The organism is Euryhalocaulis sp. (assembly GCF_013911995.1).
In the GTDB taxonomy this organism is placed as follows: Bacteria; Pseudomonadota; Alphaproteobacteria; order Caulobacterales; family Maricaulaceae; genus Euryhalocaulis; species Euryhalocaulis caribicus.
This window is the reverse complement of record NZ_JACESD010000012.1, coordinates 15,473-29,834: the sequence shown is the minus strand read 5'-3', so window position 1 is coordinate 29,834 and position 14,362 is coordinate 15,473. Positions and strand designations below refer to the sequence as shown.

Sequence of the window (14,362 nt, the reverse complement as noted above, 5' to 3'; positions counted from 1 at the left end):
GGTTTTGCTCCCTCGAAAGCAACAAAAAAGCGGCCCCGGTTCCCCGAGCGCCGCTCGAGCGTTCATCGACGCTCAAGTGCCAATTACAAGAACAGCTATATACGCGCCTCGTCATCCTCCCGCAAGCCGTCCGGCTGCGGCGCGGCGCCGTCCGCCCGCGCGGCGCCGGCGCGGATATTCATGCGGCGGATCGCGGCGCGCAGGGCGTCCCCGGCGCGGACGCCATGGCCGTTCGCCTCGCGCTGCAGCTGGTCGATGGCGTTATCCACGGCGCGCTTCATGGAGGCGGCCGTGCCGCCCTTCTCGTACTCGCGGACGATCACGCCCTCCAGCCGCGCCACGATGGCGTCGACCGAATATTCCTTGCGCAGGGTTTCATCGTCCGGATCGGTCTCGCACACCGCGCCATAGACATTGATGATCTCTTCGCTCTGACGGCCCCAGTTCAGCACCTTGTAGAAGCGCTGCCCCTCCGTCTCGCCCTTGAAGACAATGTCCAGCCCGGCGGCCACGAGAGAGGCCGGCATCAGGACGAGGTCGCGCATATTGTCCAGCGCCATCTTGCCCTGGAACACCGCCACGTCGCGCAGAAAGCTCCAGCGCATATCGGCGTTGGACGGGGCCGCGTCATCGCGCGGCGCTTCCTCCGGATTGGCGGTTTCATTTTCCACGCGCACAAAATAGGCGCGGCGGCGCGGCGATGGAAGGGCGTCAGCCGGTTCGGCGGAAATCGAAAAAGACCGGCGCGGCGTCCCCCAGCCGCTTTTCCTCATAGCGCGTGGTGACATGATCGGCCGGAGCGTCGCGCCAATCGGCGGCGCGTTCGGCCAGCCAGTCGAAGCGGCCGTCCTTCAGGAAACGCTCCAGCGCCCAGTCCTGATAGGAGGCGACATCGGTGGCGAAGCGCAAGCGCCCGCCGGGCTTCAGAACGCGCGCCAGCTCGGCCACGAAACCTTCGCTGACGATGCGGCGCTTCCAGTGGCGTTTCTTGGGCCAGGGATCCGGGAACAGGATCAGGACCCGGTCCAGCGCGGCGTCCGTCATGCGCTCGACCAGATCGCGGGCGTCGCCACGATGCAGGCGGACATTCTTCAGATCGTGGTCCTCGACCCCGGCCAGCGCCTTGGCGACGCCGTCCAGGAACGGCTCAACGCCCAGAATGCCCGTATCGGGCCGCCGCCGGGCCTGTTCGATCAGGTGCTCGGCCCCGCCGAACCCGATTTCCAGCCACGCCTCGCCGGCGTCCGGAAACATCCCGCGCGGATCGAACGCGCCCCCGGGCGGCTCCAGCGCGGGCAGCAGGTCATCGATCAGCCTCTGACGGCGGGCGCTGAGCGGCTTGCCCTGCGCGCGGCCATAGAGGCGGCGGTTTTTCGGATGGGGAGAGTCGTCGGTCACGGCGGGAAGAGGCTTTAGACAACGAAAAAGGGCGGCGCAAATGCGCGCCGCCCTTCCCGATACGGTTTTTGCAGCGAACCCTTACGCGGCGAGATCCTTCAGATCGTCGACCAGGTCCGTCTTCTCCCAGGAGAAGCCGCCATCGCTGTCCGGCGTGCGGCCGAAATGGCCGTAGGCCGCGGAGCGGGCATAGATCGGACGCTGCAGTTGCAGGTGCTTGCGGATGCCGCCCGGCGACAGGTTCATTACCTCATTCAGGCGCTTGGCCAGCTTGTCCTCGTCGCAGCGGCCGGTGCCGTGCAGGTCGATGAAGATGGACAGCGGCTTGGACACGCCGATCGCATAGGCGACCTGAAGCGTGCATTTGTCCGCCAGGCCCGCCGCGACGACGTTCTTGGCGAGATAGCGCGTGGCGTAGGCCGCCGAACGGTCCACCTTGGACGGGTCCTTGCCGGAGAACGCGCCGCCGCCATGCGGGGCCGCGCCGCCATAGGTGTCCACGATGATCTTGCGGCCGGTCAGGCCGGCGTCGCCGTCCGGTCCGCCGATCACGAACTTGCCGGTCGGGTTCACGTACAGCTCTTCGTCCGGGCACATCCAGCCATCGGGCAGAACCTGCTCGATATAGGGCTTCACGATTTCGCGGACCGCATCCTGGTCGAGGTCTTCGGTGTGCTGGGTGGACAGCACGATGGAGGTCGTGCGCTGCGGCTTGCCGTCGCCGTTATAGGCCAGCGAAACCTGGCTCTTCATGTCCGGCAGCAGCTTGGGCTCCTTGCCCGATTTGCGCGCGTCGGCCAGCACTTTCAGGATATTGTGCGAGAACTGGATCGGGGCCGGCATCAGCTCTTCGGTCTCGTTGCAGGCGAAACCGAACATGATGCCCTGGTCGCCCGCGCCCAGCTCCTTGTCGCCGGACTCGTCAACGCCCTGTGCGATCTCGGCGGACTGTTCGTGCAGGTAATTCGAAAATTCGGCGGTCTTCCAGTGGAAGCCGTCCTGTTCGTAACCGATGTCCTTCACGGCGGCGCGCACGGCGTCTTCCAGCTGGTTGTCGGAAAACACCGGGCCGCGCGTTTCGCCGGCCAGGACGATGCGGTTGGTGGTGGTCAGGCACTCACAGGCGACACGGCAATTGGGATCTTCGGCCAGGAACATGTCCACGACCGTGTCCGAAATGCGGTCGCACACCTTGTCAGGGTGCCCTTCGGATACGCTCTCACTCGTAAAAAGATAGGCGGATCGGCTCATTGCGGCGGAACTCCGTCTGCGGGTGATATAAAGGAATCTTTATATGATGCAGCTGGAAGTAAGCCGATAAGGGGGCTGTTTTCAAGGCGCGCCCCTGAATCTTTCCGTTAAATTGCGCGAATTTCCGCCGGATCAGGCGTCGCCGGACTCGTCGTCCTCGTCGCTCAGCGCGCGGATCAGCTCGATCACGCGGCGGCGCACCTTGGGATCCTGGATTTTGGAAAAGGCGCTGGCCAGCGCCACGCCATCGGTGGACTGGATGAAGTCGTACATCAGCGGCTGCTGTTCGCCTTCCGCCATGCCCGTCACGGCGTCCGGCGCTTCCAGCCCTTCGAAGAAGAAACCGACCGGAACTTCCAGCACGTGCGAGACGGCATAGAGCCGCGAGGCGCCGATCCGGTTGACCCCGCGCTCGTATTTCTGGACTTGCTGAAAAGTAACGCCGAGAGCTTCGCCCAGCGATTCCTGACTCATGTTCATGATCTTGCGGCGAAGGCGCACGCGAGAACCGACATGCTTGTCTACCGGGTTAGGCCCCTTGGTTTTGGTCACGGGCGGCGAAGTCCTTTTAGTATGAAGTTTTTTTGTTATCGACGCGGGTTTTCGCTGGCGTCAAGCCGCTTCGCGCCAAAAGCGCAAGCGCCCCAAGCGCAACTAGGACAAGGGCCAGAACGCCCAAAAAACCAAAGCGAGAGTATAATGTAGCATAACCAGGGTCCGGAATCTGGATATCGAGGTAATCGGAAGAATATGGAGGCATTGCGGCAACCTGCCGGCCCCGCGCATCGATCGCTCCCGATACGCCGCCCGACGCCGCCCGGATCACCGGCAAGCCTTCCTCGATCGCGCGGAAGCGCGCCTGGGCCAGGTGTTGCCAGGGTCCGGGCGTGGGGCCGAACCACGCGTCGTTGGAGACATTCAGGATCCATGAGGGCCGGTTTTCATCGTCCGGCGTGAAGCCCGGAAAGATGATCTCGTAACAGATCAGCGGCGCGAACGGCGGCACGCCGGCGACGTCCAGCGTCACCGGGCCGGGGCCGGGCGTCATGCCGCTGGCGATGGCTGAGGGCAGCCGGAATCCCAGCCGGTTCAGCACTGCCGCCCCGGGCGTGAATTCCCCGAACGGCACCAGAAGGCGCTTGTCGTACAGCGCCGCCAGCTGCGCCTGATCGCCCGAAAAACCCAGTACGGCGAAGGAGTTATAGTATTCCGTGCCGCCATCGGGCGTGGGGGAGCGGCGATAAAGGCCCGTCCCCAGCCATGTCTCCCCGCCCAGCGCGCCGCCGAGCTGCGCCAGCGCGGCGCCGTCTTCCAGAAGCGGCAGGGGGAGCGCCGCCTCCGGCCAGATCACCATGTCGACAGCATCCAGATCGCCGGCGCCGGAAAGCGCCGCATACCGGTCGATCACCGCCTGCCGGCCCGCCGGATCCCACTTGTCGCGCTGGCCGAAACCGGCCTCCACCACGCGCACCGTGACGGTTTGCGCGTCATCAGGGACCGGCCGCGCCAGACGGCCCAGCCCCATCCCGAACAGGATCGCGAACACCGCGAAACTGACCGCCAGAGGCGCGGAGCGAAGCCGGGGCGAGGCGTCCGGACCGGCCATCGCCGCGGGCGCGGCGAACCCGGTCAGGGTCAGGAAGCTGAGGCCGTAGACGCCGAACCACGCCGCGCTCTGGGAGACCGGCCCGCCCGCCGGCCAGATCAGGCCGGGCAGATTCCAGGGAAAACCGCTGAACAGGTGGCCGCGGGCATATTCCGCGGCAAAGATCGCCAGGCCGAACACCAGAATACGCCGCACATCCCGCGTCCAGAACCGCATGGCCAGCGCCCCGGCCAGCGCCCAGAACAGGGCCAGCCCGGCCGGCAGAAGCGTGATCGCGAAGGGGATCATCGGGGCGAATTCGGGGCCGCGATTGATGAAGGCGTAAGCGACCCAGTAGAGGCCGAAGAAGAAATAACCGAAGGCGAACGCCCAGGCGCGCCATGCGGCGGAGCGGTATTTGCGTTCGCTCTCGAACGCCCCGTCCAGCAGCCAGACAAGGGCGGTCAGGGTGAAGATCATCATCGGCCAGAGGCCGAACGGCGCATGCGCCATGACCGAGACAGAGCCCAGCAGAAAAGCCAGACCGCCGGAGCGAAGAATGCCCGGCGTCATCAGGAAAGCGCGGAACCGCGACAGGGGCGCGGCCTGCGTCATTTCCCGCCCATCTCCGTTTCAGCGGGCGATACGTCCCGCGCGAGCAGGCGATTGACGCGGCGCGGGTCCGCCTCGACCACCTCGAACTCGATGCCGGAGGGGTGTTTCACCACCTCCCCGCGCTCGGGCACGCGGCCGGCGATGGTGAAGACCAGTCCGCCGAGCGTGTCGACGTCCTCTTCCTCCTCGTCGGTGGCGACCTCGCGGCCGATCAGCGCCTCGAAATCCTCGATGGAGGCGCGGGCGTCGGCCTCCCATATATTGGGGCCGCGGGCGCGCAGCTTGGGCGCGGCGGTCTCGTCGTGCTCGTCCTCGATATCGCCGACGATCTGCTCGACCAGGTCCTCAAGCGTCAGCAGGCCGTCCGTGCCGCCATATTCATCGACCACCAGCGCCATGTGGATGCGCCGCGTCTGCATGCGCAGCAACAAATCCACGGCCTTCATGGAGGGCGGCACGAACAATACGTTGCGCACCACGCCTTCCAGCGCCCGGCGGGAGAACAGGTCCGGCGGCAGGCCGCGACCCTCGTCCGGGGCCAGCATGCCGATCACGTCCTTGATATGGACCATGCCAAGCGGGTCATCCAGCGTCTCGCGATAGACCGGCAAACGGGAATGGGAGGCCTCTGCGAACGCGCGCGCGGCCTCGCCCAGCGGCGTGGCGACATCAATCGCCACGATGTCGGCGCGCGGCACCATCACATCCTCGATGCGCAGCCCTTCGAACGCGGCCATCTTGTCCAGCATTTCCGCCGGCTCCAGGCGCGGCGCGTCATCGGTGGATTCCGCATCGGGCGGGGTGCGCCCGCCAAACAGGGAGGACAGGCGCGATAATATGTCGTCGCGGGAATCAGAGGGCATGGGCGGCCTCGCTGGCGTAAGGATCGTCAACGCCGAGCGTGGCGAGGATTTGCGTCTCCAGCGCCTCCATCGCCCCGGCCTCGTCATCGGTTTCATGGTCGAAGCCATGCAGATGCAGCAGGCCGTGCACGATCATGTGCAGCGCGTGATCGCGGAACGTCTTGCCCTGTTCCGCCGCCTCGCGCGCCAGCGTGTCGCGCGAAACCGCGATATCGCCCAGCATCGGGCCCGGCGGCGCCGGGAAGGACAGGACATTGGTCGGCTTGTCCTTGCCGCGCCATTGCGCGTTCAGCGCCTGCAGCGCCGCGTCATCGTCCAGAAGCAGGGCGATTTCGCCCCGGCGTTCGGGCTTCAGGGCGGCATTGACGACGGACAGGGCCTTCTCGGCCAGGGACGGCCAGTCTTCCTCGTCCGCGTCCCATCGCGGGTCGCGGCTTAAAGTCTCTATGCTGTCGGGACTGGGGACATCGTTCATGAAGAGTCGCGCGCCTCGTTCTGGCGCGCCAGATCGGCCTCGTAAGCTTCCACGATCTCCGCGACGATGGGATGGCGCACCACGTCGCCCTTTTCAAAGCGCGTCACCTTCATGGTGCTGACATTGTGGAGAATATCGATGGCGTGCGCCAGCCCGCTGCGTTCGCGCGGCGGCAGGTCCACCTGGGAGGGGTCGCCGGTGACCACCATGCGCGCGCCCTCGCCGATGCGGGTCAGCACCATTTTCATCTGCGCGACGGTGGCGTTCTGCGCCTCGTCCACAATGACAAAGGCGTTGGAAAGGGTGCGCCCGCGCATGAAGGCCAGCGGCGCGACCTCGATCTCTCCCGCCGCGCGGCGCTTGTCCAGCGCCTCCCGGCCCAGCAGGTCCTGCAGCGCGTCCCAGATCGGCTGCAGATAGGGGTCCACCTTTTCTGCCAGATCGCCTGGCAGGAAGCCGAGGCGCTCGCCCGCCTCGACGGCGGGGCGGGTGACCACCAGACGCTTGACGCGCCCGGCCATCAGCTCCCCCGCGCCATAGGCGACGGCGAGAAAGGTCTTGCCGGTGCCGGCCGGACCGACACCGAAATTCAGGTCATATTTGGCCAGCGCGTCGATATAGCCGGCCTGGTTGGGCGTGCGGGGCGAGATCACCGTGCGGCGGCCCACCCGGATCACGCCCTCGGTCGTCAGGCCCGGCTCTCCGTCGTGGCGGGCGAAGCGTATCGCGGCCTTCACGTCCGGCTCGCCATCGAAATGGCCCGAAGAAATGCGGCCGTGCAGGTCCAGAATGGCGCGCTTGGCGGCTTCGCGCTCATCAGTGCCGCCAGTGATGGTCACCGCGCCGCCCGGGGCGGCCATCAGCACGTCGAAGGCATCCTCGATCAGGGCCAGCCAGCGGTCATTGGGCCCCGATAGCTGCTTGGCCAGCGCGCTGTCTTCAAAATGGATGGTTTCGGTGGCTTCCCGGCGGCGCTTGCCGCGGGCCTCGCCCTTGCGCGGCTGAGTCACGCGGCGGCCGCTCCTTCCCGGACGAGCGCGCCGGCGAGGCTGTTGCGAGAGGAGGATTCAATGCGCACCGGCGCGATCTGTCCGATCAGGTCTTGCGATCCCTGAACGTGCACGGCCTGCAGATAGGGCGAGCGGCCCTGAAGCTGGCCTTCATTGCGGCCCGGCTTTTCAAACAGGACCGGCAGTTCGCGACCGACGCAGGACGCGTTGAAATCCACCTGCTGGCTTTCCAGCAGCGCCTGCAGACGAGCGAGGCGATCCGATTTCTCGTCCTCGGCCACCTGTTTCATCATCGACGCGCCGGGCGTGCCGGGGCGGCGGGAATATTTGAAGCTGAAACACTGCGCGTAATTCACCTCGCGCACCGCCTCCATCGTCATTTCGAAATCGTCCGCGCTTTCACCCGGGAAACCGACAATGAAGTCCGAGGACATGGCGATATCGGGGCGCGCGGCGCGGATTTTCTCGATCAGCGTCAGATAGGATTCCAGCGTGTGGCCGCGATTCATCGCCTTGAGGATTCTGTCCGACCCGGCCTGCAGCGGCAGATGCAGGTAGGGCATCAGCTTTTCTTCCTCGGCGTGCGCATTGATCAGCGCATCGTCCATGTCGCGGGGATGGCTGGTCGTGTAGCGGATCCGCTCGATACCGCCGATCTTCGCGATATGCCGCGCCAGCTGGCCAAGGCCCCAGTCGCCGTCTTCCTCGCGGCCCGCCGGGGGCTCGCCATGATAGGCGTTGACGTTCTGGCCCAGCAGGGTGACTTCGCGCACGCCCCGGGACGCCAGCTCCCGCGCCTCGGCGGCGATCTGGTCCACAGGGCGGGAATATTCGCCGCCGCGCGTATAGGGCACAACGCAGAAGGTGCAGAACTTGTCGCAACCCTCCTGAATGGTCAGGAAGGCGGACGGGCCGTTGACGCTGCGCGCTTTGGGCAGGGCGTCGAACTTTTCCTCGACCGCGAAATCGGCGGCCAGCGCCTCGCCCGACTTGCGGTGAAGTTTCGCGATCATTTCGGGCAGCTGGTGATAGGTCTGCGGGCCCATGACCATGTCGACCATCGGCGCGCGGCGTTTCATCTCCGCGCCCTCGGCCTGCGCCACGCAGCCCGCCACGGCGACCAGCATTTCCCCGCCGCCGGAGGCCTTCGCTTCTTTCAGCGGGCGCAGGCGCCCCAGCTCCGAATAGACCTTCTCGGCCGCCTTTTCGCGGATATGGCAGGTATTGAGGACGACAAGGTCGGCGCCGTCCGGGGTATCGGTCGTCTCATAGCCAAGCGGCGCCAGCACGTCCTTGATCCGCTCGGAATCATAGACGTTCATCTGGCAGCCATAGGTCTTGATATGGACGCGCTTGTTCTCGGCCATCACTCTTCACGCCGCGCACGTTTCAGGGGCGCGGCTTTTTCCGCTTAAATCAAGGCAAGGACTTATGGGGAAGGCAAGGCGCGCACGCAAGAAGCGGCGCTGAATCGGCGCGGGCCTACTCGCCGTCCTTCAGCTTGACGCCGTACAGCTCCAGCCGGTGATCGACCAGGCGATAGCCCAGCTTGCGCGCCACCTCTTTCTGGAGCTTTTCGATCTCCTCGTTCATGAACTCCACGACCTCGCCCGACTTCACGTCGATCAGGTGGTCGTGGTGATCCTCCGGCGCTTCCTCGAAGCGGGAGCGGCCGTCGCGGAAATCATGGCGTTCGATAATGCCCGCTTCCTCGAACAGACGCACGGTGCGGTAGACCGTGGCGAGCGAGATATTCGGATCGATCTCGCTGGCCCTCTCATAGAGGGTTTCGGCGTCCGGGTGATCGTCGGCGACAGACAGCACGCGCGCGATGACGCGGCGCTGTTCGGTCATCCGCAGACCCTTTTCGACACAGAGATTTTCGATGCGGGTATCGGTCATATCGCGCCTCTTATAATCGCGCCGGCGCGCGAAGGTCTAGCGCAGTTGCTTATCGAGTATCAGCGCATCCGCCCCGTCGGCGTAATAGGCCTTGCGCCGGGCCGCCTCGCCATAGCCCGCCGCGGCATAGAGCGCGCGCGCCGCGGCGTTGGTTTCGGAAACGTCCAGCACCATGCGCGCCGAGCCGGCGGCGGCGCATTGCGCCTCCAGCGCCGCCAGCAGCGCCCGGCCCAGCCCGGCGCGGCGGCGGTCCGGATCGACGGCGAGGCTGAGGATTTCCGACTCGCCCGCCACCACGCAGCCCAGCGCGAAACCACCGCCGCCGGCGTCGATCACGCCGGTTGCGCCCTTGCCCGAGAGCAGCGTGCGCATCTCCCCGGCGCTCCAGCCGCGCGGAAAGCTTTTCTCATGGATGGCGGCCATGGCTTCGGCGTCTCCCGGCCCGGCCGGGCGAACGCTCATGGCGGAGTTATCCCGCCGGGCCGCTTGGCGTCGGGCGGGCGCTGATAGATGGGCGATGGCGGGGCAAGGTCCTGAGCCTCGGCGGCCAGGCGCGCCGCCTGCTCGGGGTCCGGCGGCTCGGTCGCCGCCGTCTCGAGGCCGCCCAGCGCTGCGGCCAGCTTCATCGCGCCGCTGCCCGCGAGGATGAAATCATCCATGCCGCGCGCCTGCCCGGCGACGGCTTCGACGTGGTCCAGACGCATTTCGCCTTTCGCCGCGCCGCGCTCATAAATCTGCCAGGCCAGTTCGTCGCGGCGGGCGTCGTGCGCGGCCAGAACGGTTTTCCCGCGCGCCGGGTCTGCGCTGCGCGCCGCGCAGGCCAGCGCGCTGATCCCGACCGCGGGAATATCCAGCGTCAGGGCGAGGCCGCGCGCAAACGCGACGCCGACGCGCACGCCGGTGAAGCTGCCCGGCCCGGCCACCACGCCGATGCGGTCCAGCCGCCCGGCCGTGACGCCGGTCTCTTCCATCAGCGCGCGCACCAGCGGCGCCAGACGCTCCGCATGGCCGCGGCCGATTTCTTCCACCCGCGCGCCGATCAGCCCGTCCCGGTCGATCAGCGCGGCGGAACAGTTCGCCGCCGACGTATCAAGGCCGAGGACGATCAGAGGATTTTGCCCGCTTCTTCAAAGCTGAACCGCGGCGAGCGCTCGAACAGCTTGGTGTCGTCGCCATAGCCCAGATTGCAGATGAAATTGACGCGCCAGTCCTTCATTTCCGGATCGTCCGCGAAGAACTCCTTGTTCACCGCGTCCTTGTCGAAGCCCGACATCGGGCCGCAGTCCAGCCCCATCATGCGCGCGGCGATGATCAGATAAGCGCCCTGCAGCGAGGAATTGCGGAAGCCGTTATCGAAGCGGGCATCCTCGTCCTCGAACCATTCTTTCGCTTCCGGATTATGCGGGAAGAGCTGGGGAATCTTCTCATGGAAGTTCCAGTCCCAGGCGACGATCACCGTCCAGGGCGCATCGACGGTCTTGTCCTGGTTCGGCTCGATCAGGTGCGGCTTCAGGCGCTCTTTTGCCTCTTTGGAGCGCAGCCACAGGAAACGCGCCGGGCACTGATTGGCGCTGGTCGGGCCCAGCTTCAGCAGGTCATAGGTCGCCCGGATCAGGGTTTCCGGCACGTCCTCGTCCAGCCAGCCATTGCGGGTGCGGGCGTCGCGGAACGTCTGGTTCAGACAGGAATCGGAAAGCGGCTTGTTCACAGGCATGGCGTCTCCTCGAGAATAATTCTTGTTCCGGACAAATGAATGTCCTAGCGCGGCGGGCGTTCACAATGAAATATGCTGCGCGTGCGAGGCGCTGAGCCGCGCGCCCTGGGCTTGAGGGCTGGATATGGCGGATACATCGCCCGAGACAAGACATGACGCCATGACGATACGCGGCGTGCGGGCGGACGACGCCGCGGCCATCGCGGAAATCTATCGCCCGATTGTCGAGACGACCGTGATCTCCTTCGAACTGGTCCCGCCGGACGCGGGCGAGATCGCCCGCCGCATAGAAGCGACGCTGGAGGCGGGATACCCCTATCTAGTCGCCGAGCGGGACGGCGCGGTGACCGGCTATGCCTACGCCGCGCGTTTCCGGGGCCGCGCGGCCTATGACGGCACGGCGGAAACCTCCATCTATGTACGGCGGGACGTGAAGCGCGGCGGGGTGGGCCGCGCGCTGATGACGGCGCTGGAGGACCGCTTGCGGGAGGCCGGCTATCGCATGATGGTGGCGGGGATGAGCGGCGAGGACGCCGAACCTTCCGTCCGCTTCCACGCCGCGCTCGGCTTCACGCTCACGGGCGAAATCCCCGCCGCCGGCGTAAAATTCGGCGCCGAACACAAGCTGACCTTCATGTGGAAACGGCTCTAGCCTCTCCCCGATATGTCCAATTTCGTTGTCATTTCAGGCTGCTCCGGCGGCGGCAAATCAAGCTTGACCGGCGCGCTCGCCCGCAAGGGCTACGCAACCGTCTCCGAACCGGGCCGGCGGATCGTGCAGCAGGAAATGCAGAAGGGCGGCGACGCCCTTCCATGGATCGATCCCGAAGGCTTCGCAGAACGCCTCGTTGAAACCTCGCTGGCCGATTACAAGGCCGCGCCGAGGGGAACGGACTGGGCTTTCTTCGATCGCGGCCTTGTCGACGCCGCCGCCTATCGCGACTCGCTCAAAGGGGGAGACGTCCTGACCAGGTTTGGTCAGGCGCACCGATACCACCGCCGCGTTTTTCTCGCCCCGCCCTGGCCGGAGCTGTTCGCCAGCGATGCAGAGCGGCGTCACGGCTTCGAGGACGCGGTGGAGGAATATGAGAGGCTGGCCGTGGCCTATCCCCGGCTGGGCTATGAGGTCGTGACCCTGCCCAGGACTTCAGTCGCCGGGCGCGTGGATTTCGTGTTGCGCGAACTCGCTTCCGGCGCGGTCGCCTAGAGCGCCGCTTCGACCCCGGTGACCTGCGGCACGTAGTGTTTCAGCAGGTTCTCGATGCCGGCCTTCAGCGTCATCGTGGAGGACGGGCAGCCGGCGCACGCGCCACGCATGTGCAGGGTCACCACGCCCGATTGCGGGTCATAGCGCTGAAAGACAATATCGCCGCCATCCTGCGCCACGGCCGGGCGCACGCGGGTGTCGATCAGCTCCTGAATCGTGCTGACGATTTCCGCGTCCTCGCCCTCATACTCGCCCGCATCGCCGCCGGAATCGGCGGCGTTCGCGCCTTCCTCGGTCAGCACGGGCAGGCCGGCGGTGAAGTGATCCATGATCACGGCCAGAACGCCGGGCTTCAGATGCCGCCAGTCAATGGCGTCCGCCTTGCTGACCGACACGAAATCATCGCCCAGAAAGACGCGCTCCACGCCGTCCACCTCGAACAGGGCGGCGGCCAGCGGGGAAGCGCCGCGCGCGGCGTCCGCGGTCTCGAAATCATGCGCCGGACCGCCGGTGACGTCCCGTCCGGGCAGGAATTTCAGGGTCGCCGGATTGGGCGTGTCTTCGGTCTGGATAAACATGGCGGCGGGCCTCGCTTCAGGTCGTGGCGGCAATCAAGGGTTCGCCAGTGCAAATGGCGTATCCGCCGCCGCGCTTCAAGCCAGCTGGTGAATTAGCTCCGGCGTCAGGTCGCCCGGCACCACCAGAACCGGGATATGGCGGTCCGCGAAGGCGAAATTGGAGCGCGCCAGCGCGGAGATCAGCGGCCCCGGTCCCTTGCGCCCCGTCGAGGCGCCCAGAACCAGCACTTTCACCTCCGGATCCTCATTGATCAGGCGGCGGATCTCGCCCCGCACCTCGCCCTCCCGCACCAGGCATTCGGCGGGCGGTTCGATCTCCGTGGCGACGATTTCGGTCAGTTCCTCCAGCAGCGCCTCGCGCCGCTTGCGCTCGTCGCGGCTGATCTCGTCATTCACGCCCAGCCAGTGATGGAAATTGGTCGGCTCTATCACCGCCAGCAGCACCACGCGCCCCTTGTCGGAATGCTTGGCGCGCCGCGCCGCGACATGCGCCGCCACGCGGCATTCCGGCGTGTCGTCGGCGATGACGAGATATTTTCTCAAGGATTGCGGCATAGCGTCCTCGCGCGGATCGTGACGGAGCGCGCGTTTCCGCGCAAGTACCGTTTGCGAGCGCAAACGGCGCCGCGCTTGCTTCGCCTGTAGAGAGAATTCAACTCGCGCTTCAAGGGTGTCCCATGTTCGCACGATATTTTGCCGCCGCCGCGCTTCTGGTCTTCGCCGCCGTCCCGGCCTGGGCCGGAAACGATCCGTTGAGCGAGACCTATCAGTCCATGTCGAACGCCGGCGCGGCGCTGCGCGCGGACGCCGAAGCGGTGCAGACCGGCGACAGTTCCGCCGAGGCGCTGCTGGCGCGGCTTTCCGATTTCGCGCAGACCGCCAGCGCGGCGGGCGCGGCCATCGACGCCAATGAAGGCCCGCACGATCTGGGCTGCATCTATCGCGGCATGGCCGCCGACGCCGCGCTGCAGGCCGACCGCCTGCGCGGCGAGGAGAAGGACGACGCCATCGAGACCGTGCGTCTGCTGGGCGACGACGCGGTGCTGGTGACCCCGGAAACGGAAGCGGAAACGCAAGACCCCACCGGCATGCCGATGGGGTCCTGTCCTGTCGAGAAGATGAGCGCCGATCAGCTGTCGGCGTATTTCACCGAACAGCCATAGGGCGTCGTCTGGGCCGGATCGACCGGCTCGCCCTTGCGTAGCGCGGCCAGCGCCGCTTCGACATGATTGTCCGCCTCGTCCGCCGGACCGCGCGGCGAGTCGTCGATGGCGCCGTCATATTGCAGCACGCCGGCCTCATCGATCAGGAACATATGCGGGGAGGTCTTGGCCTCATACATGCGGCCAATATCGCCCTCAGGGTCCAGAATGACCGCCGCCGGATAGGCTTGCGGGCGGTCTTCCATCTCTCCCGCCGTAATGGCGTTCGCCTGATCCGGCGTGACATGACCCTGCTTGCCGGGGGCCGAGGAGATGATGGTCAGCCAGGCAATGTCCTGCTGCGCGGCGTCCTGCTGCATGGCCTGCATGTCGCCCTTGTAGTGGCGCTGGACGTAGGGACAGCCGTCATTGCTCCATTCCAGAATGACCTTCTGGCCGGCAAAGTCCGACAGGCTGACTTCGTTTCCGTAGGTGTCCGTGCCGGTGAAGGCGGGCGCGGCTTCGCCCACGACCGGTTCGGCCAGCGCCGGCGCGGCAAGCGTGAAGGCGGCGGCGGTAATCAGAAGCGTTTTCATTATCGACCCCGTTTTTTTTCAAAACT

General features: G+C 66.2%; 19 protein-coding genes. 3 read left to right on the top strand and 16 right to left on the bottom strand.

Going from position 1 to position 14,362, the window contains the following annotated elements; translation table 11 throughout:
• Positions 1-95: 95 nt before the first annotated feature.
• From H2040_RS04940 to H2040_RS04880, 13 genes are all read right to left on the bottom strand, one after another.
• Entirely contained in the window at positions 96-671 is a 576-nt protein-coding gene (locus tag H2040_RS04940) for a hypothetical protein (RefSeq protein ID WP_287155284.1), read from the bottom strand.
• Positions 672-711: 40 nt separating this feature from the next.
• Entirely contained in the window at positions 712-1,398 is a 687-nt protein-coding gene (gene trmB, locus H2040_RS04935) for a tRNA (guanosine(46)-N7)-methyltransferase TrmB (protein ID WP_287155275.1), read from the bottom strand.
• An 81-nt stretch (positions 1,399-1,479) separates the two neighbouring features.
• Positions 1,480-2,649: a methionine adenosyltransferase gene (gene metK, locus H2040_RS04930; protein WP_022696902.1), complete on the bottom strand. Its 1,170-nt coding sequence runs from the start codon at positions 2,647-2,649 to the stop codon at positions 1,480-1,482.
• Positions 2,650-2,781: 132 nt separating this feature from the next.
• A complete protein-coding gene (locus H2040_RS04925; protein WP_022696901.1) occupies positions 2,782-3,201 on the bottom strand; it encodes a helix-turn-helix domain-containing protein in 420 nt (139 codons plus the stop codon).
• Between the two features lie 16 nt (positions 3,202-3,217).
• Positions 3,218-4,849, bottom strand: coding sequence for an apolipoprotein N-acyltransferase (lnt, locus tag H2040_RS04920; RefSeq protein WP_287155243.1), 1,632 nt, complete (start codon positions 4,847-4,849; stop codon positions 3,218-3,220).
• Positions 4,846-5,712 (bottom strand): hemolysin family protein, encoded by an 867-nt coding sequence (locus H2040_RS04915; protein ID WP_022696899.1) that lies wholly within the window; start codon positions 5,710-5,712, stop codon positions 4,846-4,848. The genes lnt and H2040_RS04915 overlap by 4 nt, the downstream gene beginning before the upstream one ends.
• Entirely contained in the window at positions 5,702-6,187 is a 486-nt protein-coding gene (gene ybeY, locus H2040_RS04910; protein ID WP_287155229.1) for an rRNA maturation RNase YbeY, read from the bottom strand. The genes H2040_RS04915 and ybeY overlap by 11 nt, the downstream gene beginning before the upstream one ends.
• Positions 6,184-7,137: a PhoH family protein gene (locus H2040_RS04905; protein WP_027068238.1), complete on the bottom strand. Its 954-nt coding sequence runs from the start codon at positions 7,135-7,137 to the stop codon at positions 6,184-6,186. Before H2040_RS04905 ends, ybeY begins: the two co-directional genes overlap by 4 nt.
• 56 nt (positions 7,138-7,193) lie before the next feature.
• Positions 7,194-8,564, bottom strand: coding sequence for a tRNA (N6-isopentenyl adenosine(37)-C2)-methylthiotransferase MiaB (gene miaB / locus H2040_RS04900; protein ID WP_287155207.1), 1,371 nt, complete (start codon positions 8,562-8,564; stop codon positions 7,194-7,196).
• 115 nt (positions 8,565-8,679) lie between these two features.
• The gene (locus tag H2040_RS04895) at positions 8,680-9,099 is read right to left on the bottom strand and encodes a Fur family transcriptional regulator (protein WP_022696895.1); all 420 of its coding nucleotides are present in this window, start codon (positions 9,097-9,099) and stop codon (positions 8,680-8,682) included.
• 36 nt (positions 9,100-9,135) lie between these two features.
• Positions 9,136-9,561 carry a GNAT family N-acetyltransferase gene (locus H2040_RS04890; protein ID WP_287155196.1) on the bottom strand — a complete coding sequence of 142 codons (426 nt, stop codon included), beginning with the start codon at positions 9,559-9,561 and terminating at the stop codon, positions 9,136-9,138.
• Positions 9,558-10,205: a tRNA (adenosine(37)-N6)-threonylcarbamoyltransferase complex dimerization subunit type 1 TsaB gene (gene tsaB / locus H2040_RS04885; protein ID WP_287155505.1), complete on the bottom strand. Its 648-nt coding sequence runs from the start codon at positions 10,203-10,205 to the stop codon at positions 9,558-9,560. Before tsaB ends, H2040_RS04890 begins: the two co-directional genes overlap by 4 nt.
• On the bottom strand, positions 10,205-10,813 hold the full coding sequence (locus H2040_RS04880; protein ID WP_287155189.1) for a malonic semialdehyde reductase: 609 nt from the start codon (positions 10,811-10,813) through the stop codon (positions 10,205-10,207). Before H2040_RS04880 ends, tsaB begins: the two co-directional genes overlap by 1 nt.
• A 160-nt stretch (positions 10,814-10,973) precedes the next feature.
• Between H2040_RS04880 and H2040_RS04875 the strand changes: the two genes are divergently transcribed.
• Both H2040_RS04875 and H2040_RS04870 read left to right on the top strand, forming a co-directional pair.
• A complete protein-coding gene (locus tag H2040_RS04875) occupies positions 10,974-11,465 on the top strand; it encodes a GNAT family N-acetyltransferase (RefSeq protein ID WP_287155181.1) in 492 nt (163 codons plus the stop codon).
• A gap of 12 nt (positions 11,466-11,477) precedes the next feature.
• The gene (locus tag H2040_RS04870) at positions 11,478-12,020 is read left to right on the top strand and encodes an AAA family ATPase (protein WP_287155173.1); all 543 of its coding nucleotides are present in this window, start codon (positions 11,478-11,480) and stop codon (positions 12,018-12,020) included.
• Here H2040_RS04870 and H2040_RS04865 read toward each other — a convergent pair.
• Complete coding sequence (locus H2040_RS04865) at positions 12,017-12,598, bottom strand: NifU family protein (RefSeq protein ID WP_287155164.1); 582 nt, start codon at positions 12,596-12,598, stop codon at positions 12,017-12,019. The genes H2040_RS04870 and H2040_RS04865 overlap by 4 nt on opposite strands.
• A gap of 75 nt (positions 12,599-12,673) precedes the next feature.
• Positions 12,674-13,153: a universal stress protein gene (locus tag H2040_RS04860; RefSeq protein WP_022699075.1), complete on the bottom strand. Its 480-nt coding sequence runs from the start codon at positions 13,151-13,153 to the stop codon at positions 12,674-12,676.
• A 122-nt stretch (positions 13,154-13,275) separates the two neighbouring features.
• On the opposite strand from H2040_RS04860, the gene H2040_RS04855 reads away from it, so the two are divergent.
• Positions 13,276-13,761, top strand: coding sequence for a hypothetical protein (locus H2040_RS04855; RefSeq protein ID WP_287155157.1), 486 nt, complete (start codon positions 13,276-13,278; stop codon positions 13,759-13,761).
• Here the strand turns inward: H2040_RS04855 and H2040_RS04850 are convergent.
• On the bottom strand, positions 13,728-14,336 hold the full coding sequence (locus H2040_RS04850) for a redoxin domain-containing protein (RefSeq protein ID WP_287155149.1): 609 nt from the start codon (positions 14,334-14,336) through the stop codon (positions 13,728-13,730). The two genes, H2040_RS04855 and H2040_RS04850, sit on opposite strands and share 34 nt — an antisense overlap.
• Positions 14,337-14,362 lie beyond the last annotated feature (26 nt).